Consider the following 23,327-nt stretch of genomic DNA (forward strand, 5'->3'; position numbering starts at 1 on the left):
GGAACGCGGCAGTTGGGGCCCTGCCGCAGGGTGTGAAGGGCCGGCTCAGCGCGGGGTGAGGCGGACGGGGAAGCGGTCCAGGCCGAAGTTGATGATCGAGCGGTTGTGGGTGACCGGCCCGGTCGGCTCGATGGCGTCGACGCGCTCCAGCATCGCCGTGAACAGGCCGCCGAGTTCGGCCTTGGCCAGCGGCGCGCCGACGCAGTAGTGGGCGCCGAGGCCGAGTGCGAGGTGCTTGTTGGGGGCGCGGTCGAGCAGGATCTCCTCGGGCCGGTCGAAGGCCTCCGGGTCCCGATTGGCGGACCAGACCCAGACCGCGACCCGGTCGCCGCGCCGGATGGTGCGGCCGTCGAGCTCGGTGTCCCGGCTGGCGGTGCGCAGGCTGTGCAGGCCGACGGAGGTCCAGCGCAGCAGTTCGTCCAGGGCCGAGTCCATGCCGACCTCGCCGCGCTGCAACTGCCGCCACAGGTCCGGGTGTTGGACCAGGGTGTGCAGGCCCATGGCGGCGGTGTGGCGGACGGTCTGGACGCCGCCGACCACGATGTTGTCCAGGTTGAGGACGACGTCCTCGATCGGCAGCAGCTTCCCGCCGACCCGGTAGGTGGCCATCATGCTGATCAGGTCGTCGCGCGGGTCGCTGCGGCGCAGCATCACCTGGTGCAGCAGGTACGGGATGAGCTGCTGGTGGCCGGCCCGGCGCTCCTCGGGGGTGCGGCCGAGGAAGGCGACGTCGCAGACCCGCACGACCATGTCGCGGTCCGTCTCCGGGACGTCCAGCAGGTCGCACATGACGGACAGCGGCAGCGCGGACACGGCGTCGACGAGGTCCACCTCGCCCTGTTCGACGGCCCGGTCGACGATCGAGGCGGCGAGCTCGGCGATGCCCCGGGAGGCTCCGCGCACCGCGCCCGGGGAGAAGAACGGGTTGGCGGGGGCGCGGAGTTCGCGGTGCCGGGGCGGGTCGGTGAGGGCCATCATCCGGCCGGAGCCGACCGGCACGTTGCCCTCGCCGGCGCCGAGCAGCGAGCCCTGTTCGGAGCTGTAGACGGCGGCGTTGCGCAGCACCTCGGCGGAGTGCCGGTAGGAGAGCACCGACCAGACCGGTCCGTCGTCGACGGTGTCGGTGAGGTGGACGGCGGACTCCCGGCGCAGCTCCGCGACCAGCGCGGGGGTGTCGGGGCGGGCCCACAGGTCGGGGTCGGTGAGGTCGACCGCGGTGGTGGTTGGCATCAGTGCTCCGTGGTGGGCTGGTGGGCGGCGCCGGGCCGCGCGATGAGGGAGGTCAGCAGGTCGACCGGGCCGGGCCCGTCGACGGTGGCGAGCAGGTGGCCGCCGGGGACGACGTGGTGGCCGTGGCCGCCGCGGGTGTGGACGGCCCAGCCTTCGAGCCCGCCGACGGCGAGGAGCGGGTCCTCGACGCCGACGACGGTGTGCAGGGCGGAGCCGATCGGCGGGTGCGGGCGGGGCCGGTAGGTGTCGACCACGGCCAGGTCGGTGCGGATGCCGCGCAGCGCGTGCTCCTTGAGGTCGCCGTCGCCCGCGACGAGTTCGCCCATCCCGGCGAGCCGCAGCAGGTCGTCGGCGGTGTACTGCGGGCGGTCGGCGCCGGCCCAGGCGGCGGGCGGCGAGGCGGAGGCGGCGACGACGAGTTCGGGCCGGCGCTCGGCGGGCAGCGCCCGGGCGACCTCGTAGCCGAGCAGGGCGCCGAAGCTCTGCCCGTAGAAGCCGAACCGGCCGGTCAGGTGCGGGGTGAGGGCCTCCAGGACGGCGTCGACGAGCAGGTCGAAGCTCGCGGGCATCGGGTGGCCGAGCCGGCCGCCGCGGGCGGGCGGGCGCAGGGCCCAGACCTCGGCGGCCGGGGCGAGGGCGCGGGCGAGCGGGGTGTAGGCGGTGGCGTCGCCCCCGGCGTGCGGGAAGCAGAACAGCCGGTACGGGCGGTGCGGTTGGGGGGCGGGGACGAACAGCCAGTCCCCCTCGACGCGGGGCCGCGTCCGCAGTGCGGTGGTCATGCGCCGGCCGCCCGGGCGCGGGCGGTCAGGGCGGGCCGGGGGGCGGCGGTGCCGGCGGCGACGGCGCGCTCGACGGTGGCGGTGAAGGCGGCGAGGTCGGCCGAGTCGAGGAGGTGGCGCAGCTGGAGTTCGATGCCGAGCCGGCGGCGCAGCAGGTGGACGACCCGCAGCGCGGCGATCGAGTGGCCGCCGAGCGAGAAGAAGTCGTCGGTGGGCCGGACGCCGCCGACGCCGAGCACGGTGCTCCAGACCTCGGCGACCTGCCCGGCCAGTCCGGCGTCCTCCTGCGGCGCGCCGTCCTCGACGGCGGCGCAGGCAGCGGGGGCGGCGGCGGGTACGGGCAGCGCCGCCAGGTCGACCTTGCCGTTCGGGGTGAGCGGCAGGGCGTCCAGCACGGTGATCGCCGAGGGCACCAGGTGGGCGGGGACGGCGGCCCGCAGCCGCTCGGTCAGTTCGGCGGCGGTGACGGCGCCGGTGACGTACCCGGCGAGCCGGCGGTCCCCGGGGGCGGGCTCGTACACGGTGACGGCGGCGGACTGGACGCCGGTCAGCCGGGCCAGGGCGTGCTCGACCTCGCCGAGCTCGACCCGGTAGCCGCGCAGCTTGACCTGGCGGTCCACCCGGCCGACGTACTCCAGCCGGCCGCCCTCGCCGCGCCGGGCCTGGTCGCCGGTGCGGTACATCCTCCCTCCTTGCCCGGCGGCGGTCGGGTCGGCCACGAAGCGCTCGGCGGTCAGGCCGGGCCGGCCGACGTAGCCGTGGGCGAGGCCGGGCCCGGCCAGGTACAGCTCGCCGACGACGCCGTCGGGGACGGGGGCGAGCTTCTCGTCCAGCAGGTGCAGGCGCACCCCGGGCAGCGGCTCGCCCAGGTGCGGCCCGGGGCCGGTGATCGGCGCGGTCACGGCGTCGACGGTGCACTCGGTGGGCCCGTACAGGTTGAGCGCGTCGATGCCGCCGTCGGCCAGCTCCCGCCAGGTGCGCTCGGGGACGGGCTCGCCGCCCATGAAGAGCCGCGGCACCCGGGCGCCGGCGAGCGGCTCGCGCAGCAGCTCCCAGTGCGAGGGGGTCAGGTCGAGGTCGGTGACGGCGTGCTCGGCGAGCAGGGCGGCGACCCGGGCCGGGTCGGCGCGCTGCTCCTCGCCGATGACCAGGACGGTGTCGCCCCGGCAGATCCGGGCCCACTGCTGGACGGAGGCGTCGAAGGAGACACTGGCGTTCCAGCCGACCACGCCGGGCTCGGCCCGGTAGGCGCCGGAGGCCTCCAGGGCCTCGACCAGGGCGGCGACGGCGCCGCGCGGCACCTCGACGCCCTTGGGACGGCCGGTGGAGCCGGAGGTGAAGATGACGTAGGCCGGGTCCAGCGGGTGGGCGTGCTCCGGCAGTTCTCCCCCGGCCTGGCGGCCGGGAGGTACCCCCGGCCCGTCGGCGGCGGCGTCCGGGCGCAGCACCGGCACGCCCTCGGCGGCGGGCAGGCCGTCGGCGCTGATCAGGGCGGCGAGCCGGGCGTCGGCGGCCATGAGGGCGAGCCGCTCGGCGGGGTAGGCCGGGTCGAGCGGGACGTAGGCGGCGCCGGCCCGCCAGACGGCGAGCAGGGCGACCGGCAGGTCGGCGGTGCGGGCGAGGTGGACGCCGACCCGGTCGCCGCGGCCGATGCCGCGCTCGCGCAGGGCGCGGGCCAGGGCGGCGGTGCGGCGGTCGAGTTCGGCGAAGTCCAGGCGGGCCGGGCCCGCGAGGACGGCGGTGCGACCGGGGTGGGCGGCGACGGTGTCGCGCAGGCGGTCCAGCAGATCGGTCATGACGGCTCCTCAGGACTCTCGGGCGGCGGCGGCCATGGTGTGCAGGGCGGCGGCGTAGGTGTCGATGAACTGCTCGGCGGTGCTGTCGGCGACCAGCGAGCGCTGGTGGTCCACGGCGAGCAGCACCCGCTGCGTGACCGGGTCCTGGATCACCGAGGCGCCGAAGGCGAAGCTGTTGGGTTCGTGGCGCAGGGTCGGCTCGGTGCCGATCCGGCCGTCCACGATGCGGGCCGAGCTGAGCCGGCCGAGGGCGTGGAAGCGCAGGTAGCCGAACTGGCTGTCCAGCGCGGTGTCGGTCATCAGGCGGGCGAGCCGGGCGAAGGGCACCCGGCGGTGCGGCATCATGTCCAGCTCCTCCCGGTGGACCTCGCGGACCAGGGCGAGCAGGTCGTCGGTGGGCTCGCAGCTGAGCGGGACGGTGTTGAGGAACAGCCCGTACACCTCGGTGCCGCCGAGCCGTTCCAGCCGGCCGTTGACGGCCAGGCCGGTGGTGACGCGCCGACGTCCGGTGACGGCGGCGAGGGCGTGCAGGTGGGCGGCGAGCGCCACCGACTTGACCGGCACGCCGAGCGCGTCGGCGACGTCGCGCAACTGCCCGGGCGCCTCGGGCAGCACCCGTTCGACGGTGCGGGGCGCCTCGTGGACGTCCTCGCTGCCGGGGAACAGCTGGCCGCTGACGCCGGTCAGCCGCTCGCGCCAGTAGCCGAGCGAGCGCTCGTCCCCGGCGGCCTGTCGTTCGACGGCCACGAAGTCGCGGAAGGCGGTGCGCGGCGGCGGGGCGGGCACGCCGAGCGGGTCGGCGGCGAGGGCGCCGTGGCGCTCCAGGATCTCGGTGAGCAGCGAGGTGAAGCTCCAGCCGTCGAGGATCGCGTGGTGCTCGGAGACGGTGAGCTGGAAGGCGTCCTCGGCGAGGCGCTGCACGGTGATCCGGAACAGCGGCGGCGCGGTGAGGTCGAAGGGCGTCCACCGGTGGGTGTCGAAGACCTCGCGGATCGCGGCGTCCTGGTCCGCCTCCGCCGTGCCGCGCAGGTCGGCGAACTCGACGGGGGCGGGCAGCCGGCCGTGCACGAGCTGCAGCGGTTCGCCGTAGCCGGACAGGTCCAGGCCGGTGCGCAGCACCGCGTGGCGGTCCATGGCCTCGGCGACGGAGCGGCGGAAGGCCTGCTCGTCGAGGTCGCCGGCGATCCGGTAGGAGTTGACGTTGTGGTAGCTGTCGGTGCCGCCGGCGATCTCCATGTGGAAGACCATGGAGAGCTGCATGGACACCATCGGGTAGGCGTCGACGAGGCCGGGCGGCAGGTCGGCGCGGTCCTCCGGGGAGATCAGGGCGAAGGGCTCGCGGGCGTCCCGGTCCTCGGTGACGGGCTTCGCCAGCGGCAGCAGGGCGGCCACGGTGGGGGCGTTGAAGACGTCCCGCAGGCTGAGCCCCCAGCCGCGCTCGTGCAGCGCGCCGGCCAGCTGGACGGCCCGGATGGAGTCCCCGCCGAGGTGGAAGAAGTCGTCGTGGACGCCGATGCCGTCCACCCCGAGGACCTCCGTCCAGACGGCGGCGAAGGCCTCCTCCTCCGGGGTGCGCGGCTCGACGTGGCGCCCGCCGGTGGCGGCGCTGCGCTGGCCGGGGGCGGGCAGGGCGGCGCGGTCCACCTTGCCGTTGACGGTGAGCGGCAGCGACTCCAGCACGGTGTAGCTCGCCGGGACCATGTACGGGGGCAGCGAGCGGCCGAGGAAGGCGCGGACGTCGGCGGGCTCGCGGCCGGTGACGTACGCGGCGAGGCGGTCCTCGTGCACGGTGACGACGCAGGCGTCGACGTCCGGGTGGGCGGCGAGCGCGTTCTCGATCTCGCCGAGTTCGATCCGGAAACCGCGCAGCTTGACCTGGAAGTCGGCGCGGCCGATGTACTCCAGTCCGCCGCCGGGCAGCCGGCGGGCGACGTCGCCGGTGCGGTAGAGCCGGGCCCCGGGCGGGCCGTACGGGTCGGCGACGAAGCGGCCCGCGGTGAGGCCGGGGCGGCCCCAGTAGCCGTGGGCGAGGCTGCCGCCGCCGATGTACAGCTCGCCGGCCGCACCGGGCGGCACCGGCCGCAGCCAGTCGTCCAGGACCTGGGCGCTCAGGTGTGCCATCGGGGCGCCGATCAGGCTGCGCTCGAAGCCGGCGCTGCCGGCCAGGTCGTGGGTGGTGACGTGGACGGTGGTCTCGGTGATGCCGTACAGGTTGCACAGCCGGGCCGGGGGCGGCGGGTCGAGTTCGAACCAGCGCTGGACGACGGCCGGGTCGAGCGCCTCCCCGCCGAGCATGATCCACTTCAGTGCGGGCAGGGCGCGCGGGCTGCGGCGCAGCACCGGCTCCAGCTGGCGCAGCGCCGAGGGGGTGAGGCAGAGGCAGGAGACGGCCTCCTCCTCCAGCAGCTGGGCGAACTCCTCCGGCGAGCGGCTGGTCACGTACGGGACGACGACCAGGCGGGCGCCGTGCAGCAGGGCGCCCCACATCTCCCAGACCGTCCAGTCGAAGGCGTAGCTGTGGAACAGCGTCCAGGTCTCCTGGGGGCCGAAGCCGAAGTGCCGCTCGCCGTCCGCCATCAGCCGGCTGACGTGCTCGTGGGCGACGGCGACGCCCTTGGGGCGGCCGGTGGAGCCGGAGGTGAAGATGACGTAGGCGACGTCGCCGGGGCGTCCGGCGGCCGGCGGGCGGGTGTCGGGGCGGGCGGCCAGGTCGGCGGCCTCGGCCGTCAGGTCGTAGGCCCGCCAGGGGCCCTCGGGCACCCGGTCCGGGCGGTCGGTGACGACCAGGGTGACGCCGGTGTCGCCGAAGACCAGCGCGGCGCGGTCGGCGGGGGCGGCGAGGTCGACGGGCACGTAGGCGGCGCCGGTCTTGAGCACGCCGAGGACGGTGACCAGGACGTCGGCGGTGCGCTCCAGCAGCATGCCGATCCGGTCGCCGGGGCCGGCGCCGCGGGCGCGCAGGGCGTGGGCGAGGCGGTTGGCCCGGCGGTCCAGTTCGGCGTAGCTCAGGGTGCGGTCGGGGTCGCTGACGGCGGGCCGGTCCGGGTGGGCGTCGGCGGCCCGCTCGAACAGGTGGTGCAGGCAGTGGCCTGGGGTGTCGGTGGCCGCCGTCGCGTCGGCGGCGGCGCCCGCCGCCCTGGTGGTCAGCCGCAGCACGGTGGCGTCGGGGTCGTCCAGGGCGGCGGTGAGCAGGGTGTCGTACTCGGCGGCGAGGCGGCGGACCGTCCCGGCGTCGAACAGGTCGCTGCGGTACTCGGCCTCGCCGCGCAGCTCGCCGTCGGCTTCCCCGGCGTCGAAGACCGACCAGGTGAGGTCGAACTTGCTGGTGCCGTTGGAACGCACCCGGCTCTGCGCGGTGGCCGCCGGGCCGAGCGCCAGCGGGGTGCGGTCCTCGCCGTGGGCGCCGAACACCACCTGGACCAGCGGCGGGTGCTGGGCGCTGCGGGCGGCGCCGAGCAGGTCGACGATCCGGTCGAAGGGCAGGTCGAGGTAGCCGTACGCCTCGAAGGCGACGTCCTGGACGTGCTCCAGCAGGTCCCGGAAGCCCATCGTGGGCGCGAGCCGCAGGCGCAGCGGCAGCAGGTTGACGAAGTAGCCGAGCAGGTGCTCCAGTTCGGGGCGGTCGCGGGTGGTGACCGGGGTGCCGACGACGAGGTCCTCGGCGCCGGTCCAGCGGTTCAGCAGCAGGGCGAAGGCGGCCAGCTGGACGGTGAACGGGGTGACGCCCTCCGTCTCGGCCAGGGCGCGGACCCGTGCCGCGGTGCCGGCGGCGAGGCCGAACCCCTCGGTGCGGCCGGCCGCGCCGCGCTCGGCGGGCCGGGGCCGGTCGGTGGGCAGCTCCAGCAGGGCGGGGGCGCCGTCCAGCCGCTCCTTCCAGTAGGTCAGGTGCTCCTCGTACGAGGTGCCGAGCTGCTCCTGCGCGTAGTCGGCGTACTGCACCGTCAGCTCCGGCAGTTCGGCCTCCCGGCCGGCCGCCGCCGCGCCGTACAGCGCGGCGAGCTCGCGCTCGAAGACCTCGGCGGACCAGCCGTCCCAGACGATGTGGTGGACGGTGAACAGCACGGTGGTGCGCTCGTCCGCGAGCCGGAACGCCTCGGCGCGCAGCAGCGGTCCGGCGGCGAGGTCGAAGGGTTCGGCGCAGCGGGCGGCGAGCAGTTCCTCCAGGCGCCGCGCCTGGCCGGGGCCGCTCAGCGGGCGCAGGTCGGTCACCGCGAGCGGCACGGTGAGGCCGTGGTGGACCTGCTGGCGGGGGCCGTCGGGGTGCAGCGCGAAGCTGGTGCGCAGCGTCTCGTGGCGGGCCGTCAGGGCATCCAGCGCGCCCTGGAGGAGCGCGAGGTCGAGCGGGCCGGTGACGTCGAGGGTCCAGGGGGTGCAGTAGGTGACGGCGCTCGGGTCGAGGCGGTCGAGGAACCAGAGGCCGCGCTGCAGCCCGGAGGCGGGCGCGGTGCGCGCCGGGTGGTCGGACGGGCTCACGGCCTCGTTCCCTTCGTGTGCGGTGCGGGCCGTCACCGGGCGGCCAGCCGTTCGGCGATGGCGCTCACGGTGCGGGCCCGGAAGACCAGTTGCGGGGGGACGCGGCTGCCGGTCTCCTGGGACAGCCGCATCGCGACCCGGACGGCGGCCAGCGAGTTGCCGCCGATCCGGAAGAAGTTGTCCTCGCGGCCGACCTCGGCGAGGTCGAGCACCTCGCGCATCGCGTCGGCGACCAGCCGTTCGGCCTCGGTCATCGGGTCGGCGGCGGCGGTGGCGCGGCGTCCGGCAGGGGCGGGCAGCGCCTTGCGGTCCACCTTGCCGTTGTGGTTGAGCGGCAGGGCGTCCAGGACGTCCAGGGTCGCGGGCACCATGTGCTCGGGCAGCAGGCCGGCCAGGTGGTCGAGCAGGGCGTCCGGCTCGGGGGCGTCCGGGCCGACGGTGACGTAGGCGGCGAGCCGGCGGTCGCCCGCGGCGGGCTCGTGGACGGCGACGGCGGCCTCCCGGACGGCCGGGTGGCGGGTGAGCGCGTCCTCGACCTCGCCGGGCTCGACCCGGAAGCCCCGGATCTTGATCTGGTCGTCGATCCGGCCGGTGACCTCCAGCAGGCCCTCGGCGTTGACGTAGCCGAGGTCCCCGGTGCGGTAGAGGCGCTCGCCGGGGGCGCCGTACGGGGAGGCCACGAAGCGCTCGGCGGTCAGCCCGGGCCGGCCGAGGTAGCCGTAGGCGAGGCCGCCGCCGGTGGCGTACAGCTCGCCGGTCACGCCGGGCTCGACGGGGCTCAGCCGCTCGTCCAGGACGAGGACGCCCTTGCCGTTGAGGGCGACGCCGATCGGCACGGAGCCGCCGGTGACGTCCTCGGGGCCGACCCGGTGGCAGGTGGTCAGGCCGAGGCTCTCGACCGGGCCGTAGCCGTTGGCGACCGCCAGCTCCGGGTAGGCCTCCAGGGCCTTGGCGACGTGGGTGACGGAGGCCCGCTCGCCGGCGGTGATGGCGAGCTTCAGACCGTCGTAGGTCTCCGGGAAGTCCTCCAGCAGGAAGTTGAACAGGCTGGCGGAGAGCTGGAGTTGGGTGACGCCGTGGCGGCGGGTCAGCTCGGCGATGGTCTGCGGGTCCGGCCGCTGGCCGGGCTGCAGGACGCAGGCGCCGCCGAAGCAGAGCGCGCCGTACAGCTCCAGGGCGAAGGCGTCCCAGGAGACCGGCGAGCACTGCAGCCAGACCTCGTCCGGGCCGAAGCGGGCGTAGTCCTGGCCGAGGTAGGTGGTGGTGAGGGCGCGGTGCGGGACGGCGGCACCCTTGGGGCGGCCGGTGGAGCCGGAGGTGAACATCACGCAGGCGAGGTCACCGCCGTCGACCGGCAGGCCGAGGTCGTGTGCCGCGTGGCGGGCCAGTTCGGTGGCCGAGGCGTCCAGGTCGACGAGGCGCCCGACGGGGAAGGGCACGGTGGTCCGCCGGTGGGTGACCACCGTCGAGGCGCCGGTGTCGGCGACGGCGCCGGACAGCCGCTCGGCCGGGAAGTCCGGGTCGAGCAGGGTGTAGGCGGCGCCGGTCTTGAGGGCCGCCAGCAGGGCGACGACCATCTCGGGACCGCGCTCGGCCAGCACCGCGACGGTGTCGCCGCGGCCGGTGCCGAGGCCCGCCAGGTGGCGGGCGAGCCGGTTCGCGGCGGCGTTCAACTCGCCGTAGCTCACGGTCCGTTCACCGGAGACCAGGGCGACGGCCTCCGGGCTCCGGGCGGCCCTCGCCTCGAACAGGGCGTACACCGGCACCTCGACGGCGGCGGCCAGGGTGCCCAGCCACTCCTCGCACAGGCCGGCCATGGTGGCGGGCTCGAAGAGGTCGCTGTCGTACTCGAAGCGGCCGGTGAAGCCGGTGCCGAGGTCGTCCACCGAGACGGACAGGTCGAAGCGGGAGACCGGGTTGGAGTGCAGGGCCCGGGTGACCTCGTACCCGCCGACCGTGAACGGCCTCGGGTCCAGCGGGTGCAGCTCCAGCAGCACCTGGCAGAGCGGGTTGCGGTCCTCGGGGCGCTCGTCGAGCACGGCGTTCGCGATGTCGTCGAAGGGCACCTCCTGGTGCCGGTAGCCGCCGATCGACACCTCGCGCACGTGCCGGACCAGCTCGCGGAAGGAGGCGCCCTCCTCCAGCTTCAGCCGCAGCGGCAGCAGGTTGACGAAGTAGCCGATCAGTCCGTCGAGTTCGGCCCGGCCGCGGACGTTCACCGGGGAACCGAGCACCAGGTCGCGCTGCCCGGAGCGGCGCTGCAGGGTGAGCGCCAGCCCGGCCAGCAGCACCATGAACGGGGTGGCGTCCTCGCTGCGGGCGAGCGCCCGGACGGCCTCGGCGACCGGGCCCGGCATCGCGAAGCGGTGGAAGGCGCCGCGGAAGGCCTGCTCCTCGGGGCGGGGGTGGTCCGGCACCAGCGCGTCGGCGGTCGGCGCGTCGCTCAACTGCTTGCGCCAGTAGTCGAGTTGCCCCTCGACGGTGTCGTCCCGGTACTGCCAGGCGGCGTAGTCGCCGTACTGGACGGCGAGCTCCGGCAGCCCGGCCGGGCGACCCTCGGCCAACGCGGCGTACAGCTCCTGGAGTTCGGTCTCCAGCACCGCCAGCGAGCCCTCGTCCCAGACGATGTGGTGGAGGGCCAGCAGCAGCGTGGTCGCCCCGTCGGCCCGGAACACCCGGGCCCGCAGCAGCGGCCCCCGCTCCAGGTCGAAGGGCTCCAGGGCGGCCTCGGCGACGAGCGCGTCCACCTGCTCGGCGGTGGTCTCGGTGAGCGTGAACGGCAGCTCCACGGACGGGTGGACGACCTGGCGCGGACCGTCCTCGGCGAGCTCGAAGGTCGTCCGCAGGCTCTCGTGCCGCTCGACCACGCCGGCCAGCGCCCGCCGCAGCAGCTCGGGGTCGACCGGGCCGGAGAAGCGGAACACCCAGGGCACCACGTAGGTCGGCGCGTCCGGGTTCCACTGGTCGAGGAACCACAGGCCGCGCTGGAACTTGGACAGCGGGGCCTCGGTGGCGCCGCTCCTGGTCAGCGCCGGGCGCTCGCCACCGGACGCGGAAGTCACCGCGGCGGCGAACTCGGCCAGCGTCGGCGCGTCGAAGATGGTGTACGGCGACACCATGCCGAAGACGTCGAAGACCCGGCCCACCACCCGGACGGCGGTCAGCGAATCGCCGCCCAGGTGGAAGAAGTTGTCGTCGGCGCCAACCTCCGGCACCCCGAGCACGTCCGCCCAGACCGCGGCGATCAGCTGCTCGGCGGGGGTGCGCGGCGGGCGGCCGGCCGGCTTGCCCTCCGGCGCGGTCTGCGGCTCGGGCAGCGCCGCGCGGTCCACCTTGCCGCCGGCCGTCAGCGGGAAGGCCTCCAGCGCGGTGACCGTCGCCGGGACCATGTGCTCGGGCAGCCGCTCGGCCAGCCAGGCGCGGGCCTCGGCGTACCCCGGTGCGGCGCCGGTGACGTACGCGGCCAGCCGGCCCTCGTGGGCGACCACCACGCAGCCGGTGACGCCGGGGTGGCCGGCCAGCACCTGCTCGATCTCGCCGGGCTCGACCCGGAAGCCGCGGATCTTCACCTGGTGGTCGCTGCGGCCGAGGAACTCCAGTGGGCCGTCCTCGGCGGTGCGGCGCACCAGGTCTCCGGTGCGGTACATCCGGGCACCCGGGGCGCCGTCCGCCGGCGCGAACGGGTCGGCGACGAAGCGGCCGGCGGTGAGGCCGGGGCGGCCGAGATAGCCGGAGGCCAACAGCGGCCCGCCGACGTACAGTTCACCGGTCCCGCCGGGCTCCACCGGGCGCAGCCGCTCGTCCAGGACGTGGAGCCGGCGCGCGCCGACCGCGGTGCCGATCGGCACCCGGGCGGCCGGCTGCTCCTGCCCTGCCTGTTCGCCGTCGAGCCGGTGGGTGGTGGCGGTGACCACGGTCTCGGTCGGGCCGTACGCGTTCAGCAGCGGCACCCCGGTGGCCGACCACCAGGCGGCGGCGGTGGCGGGCTCCAGCTTGTCGCTGCCGGAGACCATCAGCCGCAGGGTGCGCGGCACCCGGCCGCCGAGGGCCGCCACCACGTCCTGGAAGTAGCCCGCGGCCAGGTTGGCGACGGTGACGCCCTCGTCGTCCAGCAGGTCCAGCAGCGCGGCCGGGGCGAGGAGTCGCCGCTCCGGCAGGACCAGGCAGGCCCCGGCGGACAGCGCGCCGAGCACCTGCTCCACGGCCACGTCCACGGTCGGGCGGGCGAACTGCAGCACCACGTCCCGCTCGGTCAGGCCGAAGGCCCCGACGATGCCGGCCAGGTGGCCGGTGAGCGCGGCGAGCGGGACGTGCACGCCCTTGGGGCGGCCGGTGGTGCCCGAGGTGTAGATGACGTAGCCGGCGCCCGCGTTCCCGCCCGGACCCGTGCCGAGCCCGGTGAGCTCCTCGCCGTCGAGGGCGAGGCAGGCCCCGGCGTCCTCGGCGATCCACCGGTTGCGCTCCTCGGGGGCCTCCCGGTCCAGCGGCAGGTAGGTGGCACCCGCCCGCAGCACCGCCAGCAGCGCGACCACGTGGTCCAGCCGGTCGCGTCCGGTGACGGCGACCGTCCGCCCGGGGGCGATCCGGGCGGCGAGGGCGGCGGTCAGGCCGTCCAGCTCCCGGTAGCTGATGCTCCGGCCGGCGGCCCGGACGGCCGGCCGCTCCGGGAAGCGGGCGACGGCGGCGGCGAACGGCGCGAAACCGGACGGCGCGAGTCCGGGCACCGGGAATTCGGTTGCCGGGAATTCGACGGGAAAACCGCGCGAGGACATCATCCAACCCCAGATCGTGAGAGAAATCGGCGACGAAAGCGACGATAGGGGGAATTCGACGGCCCTATCGGCAGAACGAGCGGAAGGAAATCGGCAGTTTCACCATGCCGCTTCCCGAGCAGGCCAGAGCTACCGGCCGGAGGTGGTGAAGGAATTCCCCGGGGACCAGAGATCCTCCCGGTCCAGGGCCTCGGGCGTGTACTTCCCGAGCGAACTGATCAGCAGTCGGAGCTCCAGTGCCAGACATTCCGCGAAACGGCGCAGCCCGGATTCCCGGTCCTCGGCTACGGCGAGCAGCGCCGCCCGGCCGAGGCCCACCGCGCGGGCCCCCAGGGCCAGGCTCCTGACCGCCCGGGCGCCTTCCCAGATCCGCCCGGAGACCAGCAGGGAGGGCGGCGGCGCGTCCGCCAGCCGGCGCAGGCACTCCGCGAGCGGCAGACCGACGTGCGGCAGGAACACCCCCGGCGCCCAGCCGGTGCCGCCCTCCGCGCCGTCCACCACGACGGCGTCCGCTCCGGCCTCGTGCGCCACCCGGGCGGCCTCGGCCACGTCCCGGCCGGGGTAGAGCTTCACCCAGATCCGCACCCGCGGGTAGTTGTTGCGCATCAGCCGGATCTGCTGGCGCAGGATCTCCGCGGTGAAGGTGCCCGGGGTGGCGGCGCGCAGCACCCGGCCGTCACCGAACAGCGGGTCAAGGCCGAAGCGGTCGCCGAGCGCGGCGGCGGCGTCCGCGTCCAGCACGGTCATCCCGCCGAGGCCCGGCTTGGCGCCCTGGCCGACCTTCAACTCGAAGGCCAGCCGCCCGGATTCGAGCAGCGGTAGGGCCGCAGGATCGCTGTGGACGAGGTTCCACACCTCGGCGTCGGCGTCCTCGGTGCTCTGCTGGACGGCCACGCCGCCGAGCCCGTCCGGCAGTTCCTCGGCGTAGGCGCGCAGCCGGCCGAGCAGCGTGCGGTCGGCGGCCTCGCCGAGCCGGCCGTAGCCGTTGACCGGCACCACGTTCTCGCCGATCACCATCGGGATCCCGAGCGCCCCGGCCTGCCGGCTCAGGGCCAGCCCGAGGTCGCCGCCGGCCGCTCGGGTGGATCCGGTCGCGGAGACGTACACCGGCAGAGCCGAGGCGAACCCGCCGACGGCGGTGGCGAGTTCGACGTCCCGGTAGTCGGGCTCGCGGCCGAGGTCGATCAGCTTGGCGAGCCGCTGCGGCAGGAACAGCGGCGGGACGATCCGCAGGGCGTCCAGGGCGTCGGCGGGTGCCGCCTCCCCGGGCCCGCCGGCACCGAACAGCACGTGCCCGTACTCCTCGGCGGGCGGGAACGCCGCGGCCGCCCCGGCGCGGGCCCGACGCCGGACCTCCTCCTCCGGGAAACCGGGTGCGGTCAGATCACTCACGCCGCCCACCTCGCTGCGCTCGGCAGGGGCGTTCGCCCACTCGCCCCTCTCAATGGTGAGCTCGCTTCGCTCGCTCACGGTGAAACCACCCCGGCGAGCTTCGGGAACGCGCTGGCCTGCCAGACGGCGTCCAGCCCGGCGACGTACCGGGTGAGCCGCTCGACCCCGATGCCGAAGCCCGCGCTGGCCGGCACGCCCTCGCGCACCAGGTCCAGGTACCAGCGGTACTTCTGCGGGTTCTCGCCGGTCTCCCGCATCCGGGTGATGATCTCCGCGTAGTCGTTGGTCCGCTGGCTGCCGCTGCACAGCTCGCCGTAGCCCTCGGGCGCGAGCAGGTCGAAGTTCCGCAGCAGGCCCGGGTCCTGGGGGTGTTCGCGGTCGTAGAAGCCGCGCGAGCCCTTCGGGTAGTCGGTGACGAAGAACGGCCGGTCACGCCGGGCGGACAGCAACGCCTCGCCCTCCCAGTCGAGTTCGGCCTCCGGGCTCTGCGGGTGTCCGATGCCGCGCAGTTCGGCGACCGCCTCGGCGTGCCGGATCCGGCCGAAGGAGCCCTTCAGGAGTTCGGCGAACGCCTGCGGGTCCCGGCCGAGTTCGGCGAACTCCTTGGGCAGCTCGCGCAGCACGCCGTCGACCATGTGCACCACCAGGTCCTCGGCCAGCTGGACGACGTCGTCCCGGCTCGCGCCGGCGACCTCCACGTCCAGCTGGTGGAACTCGGCCAGGTGCCGGCTCGTCCCGGCGGTCTCCAGCGGCTCCAGCCGGACGTTCGGGGCGATGCAGAAGATCTTGTCGAAGGCGAGCAGCGAGGCCTGCTTGTACAGGATCGCGCTGGTCATCAGCTTGTAGCGGTGGCCGTAGAAGTCGATGTCCACCTGCTTGGAGCCGCGCGCGCCGGGGTCGGTGACCGGGCCGATGATCGGCGGCAGCAGCTCGGTGAAGCCCCGGCCGCGCAGGAACTCGCGGGCGGAGGTGAGCAGTTGCTGCTGGATCCGGAGCGCGCTACGGGTGGCCGGTGCGGTCAGGTGGCGGCCCGGATCGGTCGGGGGCAGGGGCGTGGCGTCGGGCATGGCCGGGGTCCTCTTCTCTCGGGGAGTGTCCGTGGTCGTTCGGCGTGAAGTGGTGTCGGGCGTATGGCAGTTCGACCTGGATCGGCGGCGCCGCGGGCCCGGTCGGGAGGGTCAGCGCGCCACGGGCAGGCCACGGGCCGCGGACGCGGACGCCGCCGCGGCCGTGTACTCGGCCCGGCCGTCGTAGCCGCGCTGCACGTGGGAGAGGGCGGCCAGCAGCCCGGCCGAGCCGAGGATCGGCGTCCGGCCGCGCTCGCCGAGCCCGGCGATCGGCATCGAGCCGACCGCGGACCAGTGCAGCCGCCCGTCCGGGCCCAGCGAGCTGCGCGTCCGCCCGGCGTTGTCGGGGTGGAGGCAGTACGGCACGTCCAGGTAGCCGGCCGCGAACGCCCGCACCAGGGCGCGCCCGACATCGGCGTCCAGGTCGAGCACCGCCCCGATCAGCGCCCTGGCCTCGGCCTCGATCCCGGTGTCCGGTGGTGCGGCGGGCCGCGGGCGGGCGCGCTCCGCCGTGGCGGCCGCGGCGGCCGCCTCCAGCGCCCGGACGTTCTCGGCGACGGTCGGGATCCGGTGCGCCTCGGCCGTGGTCTTGACGATCAGCCGGGCCGCACCCCCGCGCACCGAGAGCCGCGCCGCGTCCTCCAGCAGCAGCCGCGCGCCACCGGGCGAGCGCGGGTACACGCCCATGTACGCGTACACCACGAGGTGCCAGTCGACGTCGGCGAGCAGTTCCCCCGCGATCCGGCCGAGCGCGGCGAGCGCCTCCTCGTCCTGGCGGGCGTTGGCCTGCTGGGCGTAGCTGAGCGAGATGCTGCGAAGTCCGTGCGCCCGGAAGAACAGCGCCTCCAGCACGCTGACCGCGATCAGCAGCGAGGGCGGGCAGAGCTGGCCCATCAGGCAGCCGCCGAAGGTCTCCAGGTGCGGCTCGGCGCCGAACTCCCTGGTGGACGCCAGGAGTTCGCAACTGGTTCGCCAGCGGGCGACCGACTCGTGGAGCGGGGTGCGGCCGTACGGCAGACAGTAGGAGACCGGCCCGCCCTCGGTGGCGTCCAGGCCGGCCGCCAGCAGCGCGCGGAAGATCCGCTCCGGGGCGGCCGAGCCGTGCCGGACCTGCACCGGGAAACCCGCGTCCGCCACCCCGCGCAGCACCTCCCGGGTGACGTCGACCGGGTGGGTGGCGATCGGATAGCCGTTGAGGCCCGCCCCGGCGGCCAGGGCGCGCCGCGCGGCCGCGAGGTCGCCGGTGCGGGTGTAGCTGTCCAGGGTGATGGTGCCGACGGTGACGGCGGCCGCGCCCCGGGTGGCCAGCAGGCCCTCCCGCATCCGGGCCGCCTCCGCCATGCCCATCCGGGGCTGGACCACCAGGGCGCCGGCCTCGGCGGCCTGCGCCACGAAGGCGCCGAAGCCCGCCCGGGCCGGGCCCGGCACACCAGGGCCGATCGCCAGCGGACCCGTCACAGCAGGACCCCGGAGCGCAGCCCGGCGACGAACTCGCGGAACCCGGCCACCGCCGCGCCCTCCTCGAAGACCGCGTCGAAGCCGGCCGCCAGCAACTCCCGCTCGCGGTCCGGGTCGTCGGCTCCGGCGATGCCGAGCTTGCCCCCGATGACGGTCGGGATGCGCCGCAGTTCCGGGCAGACGCGGAGGGCCTCGATCACCCGCAGGCCCTCCTGGTGGCCGTGCCCGTTGACGCTGCTGATCACGATCAGGTCCGGTTCGATCCGGCGGCATTCGGAGAGCAGCAGCGCATCCGGGACGCAGGCGCCCAGATTCGTCACCCGATGGCCCATCTCCTCCAGCAGGACCTGGAGGAACACCAGGTTCCAGGTGTGCGAATCCGAGGCGGTCGTCGTCACGACGACGGCCGGACCGTTCTGTTCGGCGTTCCCGTGCTCCACAACTCAGCCCTCATCGGTAGAGATCGTCGATGGCGTTCCGGCGCGCTCCTCGCGGTGGTCCGGCCCCACGGAGAACGCTAGGAACGATCGGGCCGGGCAAGCGGCAGCTCCTGCGGCATTAAGCGGCAGAATCGGCGCGGTGGGCAGAATCGGCGGAGTCGGCGGAGTCGGCGGCCTGCCGACGCGTCGCGGCCTGCCGACACGTCGCGGTCGGCCGGCGACAGCCGGCCCCGACGGTCAGCCCGCGACGGCCAGCAGCGGGACGTCCCCGCCCGACCCGAGCCGGACCCCCGGCTCCTCCCGGACGAGGCGCCGGCACAGGTTGAGCACCGTGAACCGCACGCCGTCCCGGGCGGGCACGCTGCGGATCAGCCCGCGCGACAGCAGCTCGTGCACCGTGGCGAGGCAGGTCTGCAGCGCCCAGCCGCTGCGGACCACCGCGTCCTCCCCCGACCACTCCCCCGGTTCGTCCACCAGCACCTCCAGCAGGGCACGCTGACGGTCCGTCAGACACCGGATCGCGGGCTCCACGTCGTCCCGCAGGTCACCGCGCGCGCCGAACACCACCGGCGGCGCGGCCAGGGTGAACGGGACGGCCCCCAGCCGGGCCACCAGCTGGGCGGTGGACTGCACCAGCGCCCACCCCGCCGCCCGCTCCAACGCGCCGGGCAGGCCGTCGAGGCGGCGGCAGAGCTCCGCGACGGCGGGCGCCTCGGAGCGCTCCAGGGTGTAGCCGGGACGCAGCCGGCACAGGTGCGAGAGCAGCAGCCGGACGGCTCCGACCTGCGCCAACGCCTCCGGCTCGGCGTCGAGTTCGAGGGCCGGGACGGGCAGCGGCGCGAGCGGGATGACCTGGCCGCCGGGCAGCGGCCTGGCCTGCCGGGCGGTGATCAGCACCCGCAGCCCGGGGCAGTGGTGGAACAGCCCGTCCAGCTGCCCGGCGTCCACCCCGCCGTCGGCGCCGTCCAGGACCAGCAGGGCGGGCCGGTCGCCGAGGTCGCGGACGAGGTCGTCCAGCGGCGCGCGCCAGGGGTGCGGGCCGCCGCCGCAGTCCACCCAGCGCACCGACCAGCGGACGGCCAGGTGCAGCCGGCGGGCGACCTCCAGGGCGAGCCGGGTCTTGCCCACTCCGCCGAGGCCCACCAGCGAGACCAGCCGGTCGCCGTGCACGGCGAAGGCGTCGGCCAGCACCTCGGCCTCCATCTCCCGGCCGACGATCGCCCCGCGCGCCACCGGCGGGGCGGCCGGCGCGGCCACCGGCTCGTCGGCGAGCGGGTGCCGGCGAGCGGCCTCCTCGAAGTCGGCCCGGCTGCGGCCCTCCAGCCGCAGGGCGTCCGCGAGCAGCCGGACGGTCTCGTTGCGGGGCCTGCGCACCCGGCCGCTCTCCATGTCCCGGATCGCCCGCACGCTCAGGGTCGCGTGGTCGGCCAGGCACTGCTGGGTCAGCCCGATCCGCTCGCGCCGTAGCCGCAGCAGCTCGCCGAAGACCGCCGCCGTTCTCACCGCTTGCACCGACTGCCCGCCGTCCATGCCTCGTCTGCCCTTCGTGGTCCGGACTCCTCCTGGCGTCGGGACCGGTGGCGGCATCAGCGCCGGGTCCCGTTCGGCCCGTGGTCCGGCCGTACGGGACCCGTGTCCAGGCTGTGGCCTCCGACCGGCTCCCTCCGGTTCCCGATGCTCCAGGCTCGCCGTCTATGCCCGATCAACGGCCGATCACCGGCCCTACCCACGACCTTCACCCGGGCCTCACAGTCCGTTTCCGTACGTCCGATGCGGCGCCGGCGGCCCGGTCACCCGGCGGGCGCGACCGGCACCCGGCAGGCACGCGACCGGCACCCGGCGGACACGCGGCGGCCCGGACCCCGGCGGGTGCCGGGGTCCGGGCCGGTCGCGCGGTCAGCGCCAGGCGTCCCGGGAGGTCACTCGGCCGCCTGCTTGAGGCCGCCGACGCACAGCGCCCAGATGACCAGGGCGTCGATCCCGATCAGGATGGCGGCCCACGCCGGGTAGTACGGAAGCCACAGGAAGTTGGCGAGGATTCCCAGCGCGGCGACGGCCACACCGAAGATGCGGGCCCACAGGGCACCGCTGAAGACCGCGATACCCGCCACCACGATGAGGACACCGATGATCAGGTGGATCCACCCCCACCCCGCGCTGTTCAGCGAGTACACGTAGTTGCGGGTGACGACGACCAGGTCGTCCTTGGCGATCGCGGAGATCCCCTCGAAGACCGCCATGAGACCGCCGGTGATCAGCATGACCCCGGCGAAGATGGTCCATCCGGACGCATAGGGATGCCGCTGGGGCTGGGGGATCTGGCTGCTGCCGACTCCACTGACGCTGCTGGTCATGAAAGTGACTCCTTCGATGGCAACCGCCTCGCGGGCCGCGGTGGGCGGGGGTGGAACAGAAGTCCTACGTTCACGGTAGAGCCGGATCCCCGTCCTGTCGTTCGCACGGATCCGGCCGCGACCACCGCCCGTACGACTACGTGGAGTTCCCTCGGCTCTCGTCCCGCGGACTCCCGGCCCCGACCCGCCCGGAGGCGGCGAGCAGCGCCAGCACGGCGAGGACGGCGAGGAGCACCAGGACGAGCAGCAGCACGGTCAGCACCGTCGGGTGGTTCCAGAGGGCGAACACCAGGGCGACGATCAGCAGCGCCGCGAGGACGAGCCAGCGGCGGTGGGCGTCGGTCCAGGTACCGGCCCGACCGGTGTGCACGCCGTGCGCACCGCTCCACCGGGCGACCGAGTCCGCGGTGTGGTCCGCCCGGCCGCGCACGGCGCGCGGCAGGCGGCCCGCCCCGGAGAGGTACGCGCCGAGCGCCACCACCACGCCCAGGACGATCGCGGTGCGCAGACTGACCCTCAGGAACCTCACCAGCGTGTCGAAGATCGCGGCCGCGGCGTCCGGGGACTGGACGGCGGGCGGCAGGTGGTCGAGGTAGTAGTGCCGGGCGACCACCAGGGCGATCGCCACCAGCAGGCCGGCCCCGGCCGCTCCGAACGCCGTGGCCACCAGGGCGCGGCGCCGGCGCCGCGCCAGCAGGACGCCGACCAGGCCGAGCAGCACGGTGATCACCGGCAGCCAGTTGCCCGCCACGTCCAGCGCGTGCGCGGCACCACGGGCCTTGGCCAGCTCGTCGGACTGGAACAGCACCATCTGCTTGTTCACTTCCGGGATCTTCTCGGCCGGGGTCAGGCCCGCGGCCACCAGATCCTGCTTCAGCTGGTCCACGGCCTTGCCGACGTCGAGGGTGACCGTGCCGTCGCCGACCTCGACGGCGCCGCGGCCGTGTCCGGTCAGGGCGTGGACCACGGCCGTGTGGGCGGCGCGGTTCGCCTCGGTCCAGACGGTGTCGAAGGCGTCGCTGCGCACCACCTTGGTCGCCGCCGCGGTGACCACCTGGTCCACCGCGTCGTCGATCTTGGGCCCCAGCGACTTGACGGCGGACGCGGCCCTGGGCGGCAGCCCCTGCGACTGCAGCCAGGCGGCCAGGTCGGAGGCGACCTCCGGGCCGTTCACCTTCACGTCCACCGCCTCGGTGATCCGGTGGACCGCGGCGTCCTGGACCGCGGGGTTCCTCGCCAGCGGCGCGACCGTGCTGACGTACCGGTCGGTGTCCAGCGCGATGTCGTGCACCCAGACGGTGAGCAGCGAAACCGGCACCAGGATGCAGGTCAGCGTGATCAGCACGGCCGACACGGTGCTCATGACGATCCGGCCCGCCCGGGGGCGGTGCCCGGGCCCCACGGGGCCGCTGCCGCCACCTGTCGGAGGTACGTCGCCCGGCGGGGGCCCGTCGCCCGGCGGGGGCCCGGACGGTGGACGCTCGGACGGCTGGGGCTCGGACGGCTGGGGTTCACTCGGTCCGTTCAACGGCTCTCCCGGCACTCGGCACGCGGCCATGGCACCGCTGGACACCATTCACGCCGCAACGCCCCCCGCCCGGCACGCCGGGCTGGGCCGACCGGACGAGGTGCGTTCCTCACCCCGGGCAGGTGATCCGCGGACCCGGCGGCGGCCCCTAGCGTCGAAAGCAGCGCCCTGCCCGACGGACCGATCCGACGGACCGACCCGGACGGGCCGGGCGAGGGACTCCACGTGGAAGGGAACACCACCATGACCGAGGACGTCCTCGCCGAGACCGGGCCCATCGACTACCTGGTGGTCGAGTTCCCCGGCAACCGGATGACCGGCGAAGCACTCCCGCTGCTGATCGACCTGGTGGACCGGGGTCTGATCCGCATCCTGGACTTCGCGTTCGTGCGCAAGGACACCGACGGCACCATCGCGGGCATGGAGATCGCCGACTTCGACGGGGACGGCCTACTGGACCTGGCCGTCTTCGAGGGCTCCGGATCGGGCCTGCTCGACGAGGACGACCTGAGCGAGGCCGCCGCGGTCATCGAGCCCGGCAACTCGGCCGGCGTGCTCATCTACGAGAACACCTGGGCCGCGCCGTTCGCCGCGGCCCTGCGCCGCAGCGGCGCCCAGGTGGTCGCCAGCGGACGGGTGCCGATGCAGGATCTGCTGCACTCCCTGGACGCGCTGGACGGTACCGAAGGGAACGACGGGAACGACCCGACGGACGCATCCGAGGGCTCCGGCTCCGGAACGTCCGCCACCGGGTGACCCCGCCGAGAGGAGAAAGAACCATGCCAGGTCTGCTGCGCGGTGTCGCGCGCACCGCCGTCGTCGCCGGAACGGCGACCGCCGTGTCCAACCGGGTGTCCCGTCGCCAGGCGGGCCGTTGGGCCCAACAGGACGTGGTGGCCGAACCCGCGCCGCCCCCGCCACCGGCTCCCGCCGCTCCTGCCGCGCCCGCCCCGGCGGGCATGGACGCGAAGATCGCCCAGCTGCAGCAGTTGGCGCAGCTGAAGGACCAGGGAGTCCTCACCGAGGAGGAGTTCGCCACGCAGAAGCAGCGACTGCTCGCCTCGTAGGACCGTCGGCGCAGCACCGTCGGCACGGCGACGAATCACCCGCCACGGGTGATTCAGTGCCCCACCGCGACCTTGGCCGCCACGATCACCAGACCCAGCATCAGGTTGACCGCCCCCTCGGCGGCGATCTGGCCCGGTGAGGCGCCCGCCCGGCGGGCGCCCAGCGCCGCCCAGGCCACCTGCTGCGCCACGGCGACGCCGAGGGCGAGCCAGGCGTTCTCCCCCGCCCCCAGCCACGGGCTGACCAGCACCGCCAGGGCGGGCAGCGCCGACGCCTCGACGAGCGGCCACTCGTGCCGGCCCACCTCGCGCACCTGGCGCCGGGTGACCTGCCGGCCGGCCTCGCGCTCCCCGGCCACGCGCGCGTAGACGTGGGCGGCCCAGAACACCAACCCGGTGATCACCAGCAGCAGGATGAGCGACAGCCTGGGGTGCGGTTCGTTGAGGCTGGCGGCCGCGATCACGGAGGCGGCGAGCATCGAACCGTACACCGCGCCGGTGTAGTCGGTCCGGGGCCGGATTCCGGCCGGGGCCCGTTCGCCCGGGGCGGGGGTACGACTGCGCGAGGTGGTCATGACGCCTGCTCCCGTCATCCCCTCGAACACGTCCGACGGGTCCCACGTCCGATGGGCCCACGACCGACGGGTCCCACGACCAGGTCCCACGTCCGATGGGCCCGTTGCGGCCATCATCGCCCGCGTTCCGGGTTCCGGCGCGTCCGCGCGGTCACCCACGCCGGGTGATCCGGAGTCCGGCCGGCGCTCGTAGCGTGGCCGGGAAAGGTCGTTTCCCTCGTCGTCCGCCGAGGAGCCGCACGTGAGCCCGTACCCCCCGATCGCCGAGCACGGAGTCATCGCCGCACGACAGGGCCTCCGCCGCGGGCACCCCGGACCCGACCCCGCCCGCTGAACCCGAAGGAGGGAAGTCCCACCCCAACCACCCCGTCATCCCCGGCAACCCCGTCACCCCCC

The 23,327-nt window shown here is 75.1% G+C and carries 15 protein-coding genes; 2 read left to right on the forward strand and 13 right to left on the reverse strand.

Annotated features, from left to right (window positions below; translation table 11 throughout):
* Positions 1 to 45: 45 nt before the first annotated feature.
* The 12 genes from ACGF13_RS19560 to ACGF13_RS19615 form a co-directional block, all read right to left on the reverse strand.
* Positions 46 to 1,230: a cytochrome P450 gene (locus ACGF13_RS19560; protein WP_392876499.1), complete on the reverse strand. Its 1,185-nt coding sequence runs from the start codon at positions 1,228 to 1,230 to the stop codon at positions 46 to 48.
* Positions 1,230 to 2,009 (reverse strand): thioesterase II family protein, encoded by a 780-nt coding sequence (locus tag ACGF13_RS19565; RefSeq protein WP_392876502.1) that lies wholly within the window; start codon positions 2,007 to 2,009, stop codon positions 1,230 to 1,232. Before ACGF13_RS19565 ends, ACGF13_RS19560 begins: the two co-directional genes overlap by 1 nt.
* Complete coding sequence (locus ACGF13_RS19570; protein WP_392876505.1) at positions 2,006 to 3,805, reverse strand: non-ribosomal peptide synthetase; 1,800 nt, start codon at positions 3,803 to 3,805, stop codon at positions 2,006 to 2,008. Before ACGF13_RS19570 ends, ACGF13_RS19565 begins: the two co-directional genes overlap by 4 nt.
* 9 nt (positions 3,806 to 3,814) lie before the next feature.
* The gene (locus ACGF13_RS19575) at positions 3,815 to 8,278 is read right to left on the reverse strand and encodes an amino acid adenylation domain-containing protein (protein WP_392876508.1); all 4,464 of its coding nucleotides are present in this window, start codon (positions 8,276 to 8,278) and stop codon (positions 3,815 to 3,817) included.
* A gap of 32 nt (positions 8,279 to 8,310) precedes the next feature.
* Entirely contained in the window at positions 8,311 to 13,002 is a 4,692-nt protein-coding gene (locus ACGF13_RS19580) for an amino acid adenylation domain-containing protein (RefSeq protein ID WP_392876511.1), read from the reverse strand.
* Positions 13,003 to 13,179: 177 nt separating this feature from the next.
* Positions 13,180 to 14,442 (reverse strand): glutamate synthase-related protein, encoded by a 1,263-nt coding sequence (locus ACGF13_RS19585; RefSeq protein ID WP_392876514.1) that lies wholly within the window; start codon positions 14,440 to 14,442, stop codon positions 13,180 to 13,182.
* A 74-nt stretch (positions 14,443 to 14,516) separates the two neighbouring features.
* Positions 14,517 to 15,509, reverse strand: a complete 993-nt coding sequence (locus ACGF13_RS19590; protein ID WP_392876517.1) for an asparagine synthetase A — start codon at positions 15,507 to 15,509, stop codon at positions 14,517 to 14,519.
* A gap of 111 nt (positions 15,510 to 15,620) precedes the next feature.
* Positions 15,621 to 16,967 carry a methylaspartate mutase gene (locus ACGF13_RS19595; protein WP_392876520.1) on the reverse strand — a complete coding sequence of 449 codons (1,347 nt, stop codon included), beginning with the start codon at positions 16,965 to 16,967 and terminating at the stop codon, positions 15,621 to 15,623.
* Entirely contained in the window at positions 16,964 to 17,407 is a 444-nt protein-coding gene (locus ACGF13_RS19600) for a cobalamin B12-binding domain-containing protein (RefSeq protein WP_392876523.1), read from the reverse strand. Before ACGF13_RS19600 ends, ACGF13_RS19595 begins: the two co-directional genes overlap by 4 nt.
* A gap of 237 nt (positions 17,408 to 17,644) precedes the next feature.
* Positions 17,645 to 18,910: a helix-turn-helix domain-containing protein gene (locus tag ACGF13_RS19605; protein WP_392876526.1), complete on the reverse strand. Its 1,266-nt coding sequence runs from the start codon at positions 18,908 to 18,910 to the stop codon at positions 17,645 to 17,647.
* A gap of 416 nt (positions 18,911 to 19,326) precedes the next feature.
* Positions 19,327 to 19,761: a hypothetical protein gene (locus tag ACGF13_RS19610; RefSeq protein WP_392876529.1), complete on the reverse strand. Its 435-nt coding sequence runs from the start codon at positions 19,759 to 19,761 to the stop codon at positions 19,327 to 19,329.
* A gap of 136 nt (positions 19,762 to 19,897) precedes the next feature.
* Positions 19,898 to 21,124 carry a hypothetical protein gene (locus ACGF13_RS19615; protein ID WP_392876532.1) on the reverse strand — a complete coding sequence of 409 codons (1,227 nt, stop codon included), beginning with the start codon at positions 21,122 to 21,124 and terminating at the stop codon, positions 19,898 to 19,900.
* 408 nt (positions 21,125 to 21,532) lie between these two features.
* Between ACGF13_RS19615 and ACGF13_RS19620 the strand changes: the two genes are divergently transcribed.
* Together ACGF13_RS19620 and ACGF13_RS19625 are read left to right on the forward strand one after the other, a co-directional pair.
* Positions 21,533 to 22,045 carry a DUF6325 family protein gene (locus tag ACGF13_RS19620; RefSeq protein WP_392876535.1) on the forward strand — a complete coding sequence of 171 codons (513 nt, stop codon included), beginning with the start codon at positions 21,533 to 21,535 and terminating at the stop codon, positions 22,043 to 22,045.
* A gap of 23 nt (positions 22,046 to 22,068) precedes the next feature.
* On the forward strand, positions 22,069 to 22,356 hold the full coding sequence (locus ACGF13_RS19625; protein ID WP_392876538.1) for an SHOCT domain-containing protein: 288 nt from the start codon (positions 22,069 to 22,071) through the stop codon (positions 22,354 to 22,356).
* Between the two features lie 53 nt (positions 22,357 to 22,409).
* Here the strand turns inward: ACGF13_RS19625 and ACGF13_RS19630 are convergent, their stop codons facing one another.
* Positions 22,410 to 22,931 carry a hypothetical protein gene (locus ACGF13_RS19630; RefSeq protein WP_392876541.1) on the reverse strand — a complete coding sequence of 174 codons (522 nt, stop codon included), beginning with the start codon at positions 22,929 to 22,931 and terminating at the stop codon, positions 22,410 to 22,412.
* Between the last annotated feature and the right edge of the window lie 396 nt (positions 22,932 to 23,327).

It is taken from the genome of Kitasatospora sp. NPDC048286 (assembly GCF_043201735.1).
Taxonomy (GTDB): Bacteria; Actinomycetota; Actinomycetes; order Streptomycetales; family Streptomycetaceae; genus Kitasatospora.

Excerpts from the sequence above, each read along its gene's own strand:
- ACGF13_RS19560 (WP_392876499.1), bottom strand. The coding sequence starts at position 1,230 with ATGCCAACCACCACCGCGGTCGACCTCACCGACCCCGACCTGTGGGCC.
- ACGF13_RS19565 (WP_392876502.1), bottom strand. The coding sequence starts at position 2,009 with ATGACCACCGCACTGCGGACGCGGCCCCGCGTCGAGGGGGACTGGCTG.
- ACGF13_RS19570 (WP_392876505.1), bottom strand. The coding sequence starts at position 3,805 with ATGACCGATCTGCTGGACCGCCTGCGCGACACCGTCGCCGCCCACCCC.
- ACGF13_RS19590 (WP_392876517.1), bottom strand. The coding sequence starts at position 15,509 with ATGCCCGACGCCACGCCCCTGCCCCCGACCGATCCGGGCCGCCACCTG.
- ACGF13_RS19610 (WP_392876529.1), bottom strand. The coding sequence starts at position 19,761 with ATGACCAGCAGCGTCAGTGGAGTCGGCAGCAGCCAGATCCCCCAGCCC.
- ACGF13_RS19615 (WP_392876532.1), bottom strand. The coding sequence starts at position 21,124 with ATGAGCACCGTGTCGGCCGTGCTGATCACGCTGACCTGCATCCTGGTG.
- ACGF13_RS19620 (WP_392876535.1), top strand. The coding sequence starts at position 21,533 with ATGACCGAGGACGTCCTCGCCGAGACCGGGCCCATCGACTACCTGGTG.
- ACGF13_RS19625 (WP_392876538.1), top strand. The coding sequence starts at position 22,069 with ATGCCAGGTCTGCTGCGCGGTGTCGCGCGCACCGCCGTCGTCGCCGGA.
- ACGF13_RS19630 (WP_392876541.1), bottom strand. The coding sequence starts at position 22,931 with ATGACCACCTCGCGCAGTCGTACCCCCGCCCCGGGCGAACGGGCCCCG.